The organism is Helicobacter sp. MIT 03-1614 (assembly GCF_000762925.2).
GTDB lineage: Bacteria > Campylobacterota > Campylobacteria > Campylobacterales > Helicobacteraceae > Helicobacter_C > Helicobacter_C hepaticus.
The window spans coordinates 1-5689 of the sequence record NZ_JRMS02000022.1; the positions used below are offsets into that span (position 1 = coordinate 1).

The window sequence follows — 5689 nt, forward strand, 5'->3', positions numbered from 1 at the left end:
TGTATGGTTTGGAGAAAGTTATGCTTAATGAGTTCTTCATAATCTTTTTGTGCTTGAAGATAGATGTGTTCTTGTTCTTTGAGATTAGAGAGCGTGATTTCATTGAATCCAGATTCTATGAGATTGTGATGAGAGTTTGTATTCTCTGCTTGCAATGCACTGCTATTATTAAGAGTTCTTGCACTTAAACTTGTTTGATGAGCATTTAAAGGGAGGGGAGGTAAGGCAGGATTACTTTGGTTATATAAGCTTCCACTGATATAAGGCTTATCTATATCCTCATCAAAGAAACTCACAATCACTTCATCTCCTACTCTTGGAGTATGATAAAAACCTGAACTTGCACTTGCAATAGGAGAGCTTACTCTAAGATAAGGAGAGTAATGATAAGAATAGGCTTTTGTTTGTGAATTGTTACTATCCACATCATTGTTTGTTGTATGATTTTCTTGTGTGAGAGGGTGATTTGCTTGAGTATTGTTTGTATTGTAATGGTTATTCTCTGCATTATTTCCTTGAGCATTTCTTTGTTCTTTAGTTCTTGCATTATCTATAACTTCTTGATTAGCAAAGCAATTCATTCTTACTTTCACCCTGCCAAAGTTATCTGTATGAATAGTATTTCTTTGTCCCTCTATATCCTCATCTTCTCCAATCACAATTCCTAGAGTGCTATTTGGAGCTTTAGGCTTACTCTTTAAAGAGGGAGTATAGCTAAAGGGGAGAGGTAAAAGGGTTAGAGTATTGACATAAGAGTGAGATATGTTTGAAGCACTCATCTATTAATCTTTCCTATCCACCTTATAATATTTCCTTTTGAATCTATTTCAACACTTAAGTCTTTGTATTTGTTATAGAATCTAGGGGCTAGGATTTCATTAAAGTATTTTGTGCCTTTGGGCGTAATATCCACCCACACATTATATCTGCTCCAACACTTAGGATTATCCCAAAAACTCTCTTTGGTAAGTTTTACATCACATTTCACTTCCCACGCAAAATATCGTTCATTATTGATAAAGTTTTCCTTAAAATACTCCCAAGCTTCCTTGCAAGATTGCTTATAATTAGAGAGATTATAGAGAGAATCTATCGCCTCATCAAGACTTGAGCCAAACTCTATGTGTTGCTTTAAAAATGCCTCTTGTATAATATGCAAATATTCCTTTTCATAGTCATTTAGCCATTCACTCATCAATACTTCATCAACCTCGTGCCATTCATAAAGTAGCTGATTATAAAGACTAAATTCTATCAACTCCAAAACATCTGCCCTATTTGCATTGGGATAAGCGATGCGATATATATCCATAAGGCTTGTGTTTGTATTTCTTAAAGCCTTGTGATTACGCCAAGCCCCAAAGAGACGATGAGTTTTAGAATCTATCATTTTATAATGCTTAATGCTAAAGTTTTGCATATAGGATTTTATCATTTTTCAAACCATTCTAAGATTTTGATTATAAATGTTCCATCTTCTTTTTTGATTTTAGTTATCGTATTGGTTTGTTTATTCATAGCTATATACCTCTAAAATATCTCATCAAAGCCATAACAACAATAAAAGCAATAAATATAAGAAATATAAGGAATACATCATCACCAATAAAATGTTTAGCTATAGATATGAAGATAATGTTACCAACAATAGCAAAAATATATACAATAAGAATAATTGTAGAGCTGTGCAAATGTATAGAGCTGTGCTTTTTAAATATACTCTTTTGCTCTTCAAAGCAATAATGCGTAAAACCAAACACAAAACATAAAATTTTATAATGATTTTTTACTCTAAAATTGATATATTTTTTTCGGAAAAATGATACTTCCTTTATTTTTGTGATATTTTCCATAAACTCTATCTTATTCCAGCCTTCTTCAATTACCCAATCATCATCATCAATCACCATTCTATTTTTTAAACAATATGAACCTGTGATATAAAATAATCTTTCTAAATCTTTTTGAGTAAAGTCGCTTTTTATGGATAAAATTTGCTTTTTTACCTCTTTATATTTTCTTTTTACCCTAAAAATAGCAAAACATTCCTCCTTACCACTCAAATAAGCATATTTATGATACAGCTCTTTATCTTTTTGATACCTTTCTGTGTCTTGTTGTATATCCCACAATATATCCTCATAGGAGATATTAACATTGAATATTTCACTTAAAATATAGCAAATTTCTAATTCTTGTTGCGTCAGACTAATCAAGATTGTGTTCCTTTAAAAAACTATCTACTTCTTTGCTAAAATAATCATTAACAATAAAATCTCCGACTTCAGCCCCAAAATAAGCTCCAACTCCAGACATTCCCATTATACAACCAACAAAAAACCAGCCTGTAAAAGGACAAACAGCATAGCCAACTGCACCTCCTGCACTTCCCCCAAGTAGTCCGCCCCCAAATACTGCTCCACCTGATATAGTAGCCTTAGCTTTATTTTCAGCTAGATAAATATCGTAAGCAAATGCTCCAAAAGAAACTATAACCAAAAATCTTCCAAAATATTTAAATCCTGTGGTTATGGAGCTTACTTTTTTATTATCTTTGCCTGAAGATTTAATAATCTCCTTATAAACCTCCATTTGTTCTTTACTCGTAAGTTGTTCAAAAGGCTTATTGTATTTTAAATCCTTGATTTTTTTCTCTACCATTTCATCAAAAGTCCTACCATCTTTTTTCATAACTTCTGCTATACTTTTACCAAGATGTGTGCTTTTTTTACGCATATCATTCATAGTCTGATTGCGGAATATATTGGCTTCTCTTGCTAATCTCTCAGCCAAAATATTGCGTCTTGATTTATCGTTTTCCTTTTCTACTTCTTGTAAGAATTTATTTGACATTTCCTTTATGCCCTGCTTATACGATTGTCTAATATTAGCATCTTTTATAAATTGCCTTGCAAAATTTGCCGCCTCTGCTTCAATCAAATGTAATTCCATTCTTAATTTTTCTATTGTATATTCATAATCCCACCCCACATCTCTATTTGCTCTCCATAAATAAGCAAAGAATCTTATTTGCTTATTCTCCCATTCTTCTTTGAAAGGAATATTGACTATTTCCCCTTTAATATTTTCTAATTCTTTAAATCTCTTAGAATAAATCAGAGGTTGTGTCTTATTGACTTGCTTTAATGTTTGCTCTATCTCTTCATCTCTATCAAATACAATGTATCCCCATTTAGTTTTATGTTTATATCTTTGTATAGATTCCTTAAGAAGACTTTGTTCATCACCTTGTATATTTTTCTTGTGAGAATCTTTAAGAACATAATGGGCTTGAAGTGTGATAGATTCTATAAGATGATGTTCTAAAGGTGAATTAAAAGAATTGTGATTGTATTCTTGTGGTATATACTCTATGGCATTAACTTTAATATTGGGCTTTATATTGTCATTGAGAGTGATAGCTTTAGGAATGTTTTTCTCAAAGCTTAATCTTTGCTCTAAAAGTTCTCCTACTTGTTTATCCTTTGGTTGGATAGTTTTAGAAGGAGAGATTTTGATATGAAAGTCTTTTTGTTCTTCATCTAAACCATACCTATTTAATACAAAATACAAATCTGAATTAGTCATCTTAGAGCTGACATAAGCATTATGAAATTCTATAAAGCCATTTTCATCACTTTTAGCCCTATCTACAAAAGAATAAAAGTTTGGAGAATACACATAAATCTCTCTATTACTTAAAGCTTCTTTTTTATGATTAAAGCATTGGGCTTTGATGTGTATAGGGAGAGCATCTTTTGGAGTAGAGAGAGCAAGAGAAGAGTTTGTGGAATCTTTAGTGGAATAAGAGTGGGTAGGATAAGCAAGGTAGTTTGGAAAAGTATGGAGAAGTGTATCTATATCAAGGGCATTAGAGTTTTTGTTTAAGAGAAGTTCTATAAGGGATTGGTAGTCTTTGGATTCTAAAGTAGGATTTGGCACTAATTCATATTCTAAAGGATTAGAATCAAACATAGAAAAGAAAGATTGGAGTTTGGATTCAAGGGAGTCTATGAGGGGTTTAAGAACATCATCAGCAAGGAAATTTATAAAGTCTTTGCCTGTTTGGGTGTTCATTAAAATACCTGCGATAAGTGCAGAAATTCCACCAATAACAATTAAAGCAGGAGCTGAAGTTAAGCCTAAGGTTGAGGCAAGGATAAGAGAGATTCCAGAGGCAAGTAACATTTCAATCACTAATCCTGCACCTGTTTTAACTATATCTCCATCATTGTTCCCATAATTATAAGTAGCAGATACAGAAATACCCTCTACTTTAAAGACATATTTAAGTGCTTTTATTTTCTTTGAAAATCCTTGCTCTATTGCTAGTTTTGCAACCTGCTTTGCTCCCTCTTCCATTGCCCCAAACACTCCACTTATTCCACTCATTAGTGTATCTGCAAAATTGCCTTTGTATTGTGAATAATAATGGATTGTATCAAGTAAAGTATTAAAGATTTCAGATTCTAAGCTTAGAGATAATTCTTGAGTTTGCGTATTATAATCTGCAATGATAATATAAGAAGCATTTTTATCTTTAAGATTGTCATAATGAATAACATTGAGTTCTTTTGCTAAATCAATCTCTAATCTATGGGCTAATTCATAAGCTAAATCTCTATCCTTTTGATAACGAACTTTTAAGTCATTAATAACTTGTTCTCTTTGTCCTTTATCAAGTAAGGCTTTTAATCTTCTATATTCTTTTTGAGGGAAGTTTTCATCGCCATATACTACACTTGGGGATAATTGGATATTGCGTATAGAATCTTGTGGCATTAGATGTCCTTATAGCCTAAATCTTTTATTTTATCTTTTAATTCTGCATCACTGATTGTTATGCCTTGAGATTCTAAAGCTTCTTTAGTCTTTTGACGAATGGAGTTGAGTAGTTTTTCTCGTTCTTGATTTGTTATATATTCATCGCATAAAAATACTTTATGATAATGCTTAGGCATAAAAATCAAATTGAAATACTTATAATTTTTACTCGGTGCTTGGTAGTTCAAAAAATAATAAACAAAACAATTAGACCTTTCTAAAAATGGTCTTGGAGTATAGTATTTGACTAATCCCACTTCCCCAAACTTAAAGAATCCCTTTTGCATTCTAAACCAATGCCTACACTCAAAACCTATGCCTTGATTGGTAATATAGATTTTGTTTTTGCGATAGTAAAATGCTTGGCGATACGCATCTATAACTGAATAGAAAATGGCAATATAGAGCAAAAATATCAACCAAGACTTTGGGCTATAAAATACAGCAATCAATACAAGAATAGGATTTTCGTCTGCGAATATTTTACTTATCATTATTGGGAATGCTATAAGAATGAATAGAGAAACTAAAAAAATTAATATATAAGAAATCCAATCCAATATAAACACATTATGCCTTATCTCATACAGAATCTCCTCTCCAAACTCATCAACTCTTATATCTTGTTTTTCATTCATATTCTTGCTCCATTAACACTTCGTGCTTGAAATAATAGCCAAGATTCTGCCTTTAGTTCCAAGTCCTTTAGTTGATTCTTTGAGTGATTTATCTACCCCATATTTCTCTGCTAATGTTGCCATTGCCCCAAACACTCCACTTAATCCACTCATTAAAGTATCTGCTGTGTTACCTTGATATTCTAGCAAATTTGTATTAGATTCTATGACTAAAGTTGAAGTATTAT

General features: G+C 31.8%; 5 protein-coding genes and 1 pseudogene. All 6 read right to left on the bottom strand.

Annotated elements, in window-relative coordinates; all coding sequences use genetic code 11:
• Window positions 1–779: phage baseplate assembly protein V (locus LS66_RS09830; RefSeq protein WP_236097028.1), on the bottom strand; the 779-nt coding region annotated here is incomplete at its 3' end.
• On the bottom strand, window positions 776–1435 hold the full coding sequence (locus LS66_RS09835) for a hypothetical protein (protein ID WP_034368281.1): 660 nt from the start codon (window positions 1433–1435) through the stop codon (window positions 776–778). The genes LS66_RS09830 and LS66_RS09835, both read right to left, overlap by 4 nt.
• 85 nt (window positions 1436–1520) lie before the next feature.
• The gene (locus tag LS66_RS09840) at window positions 1521–2216 is read right to left on the bottom strand and encodes a hypothetical protein (RefSeq protein ID WP_050720590.1); all 696 of its coding nucleotides are present in this window, start codon (window positions 2214–2216) and stop codon (window positions 1521–1523) included.
• Window positions 2209–4782, bottom strand: coding sequence for a hypothetical protein (locus LS66_RS10360; protein ID WP_236097029.1), 2574 nt, complete (start codon window positions 4780–4782; stop codon window positions 2209–2211). Before LS66_RS10360 ends, LS66_RS09840 begins: the two co-directional genes overlap by 8 nt.
• The gene (locus LS66_RS09850) at window positions 4782–5462 is read right to left on the bottom strand and encodes a hypothetical protein (protein ID WP_034368284.1); all 681 of its coding nucleotides are present in this window, start codon (window positions 5460–5462) and stop codon (window positions 4782–4784) included. The genes LS66_RS10360 and LS66_RS09850 overlap by 1 nt, the downstream gene beginning before the upstream one ends.
• Before the next feature lie 12 nt (window positions 5463–5474).
• Window positions 5475–5689: pseudogene (locus tag LS66_RS09855) on the bottom strand (hypothetical protein); the annotation flags it as partial.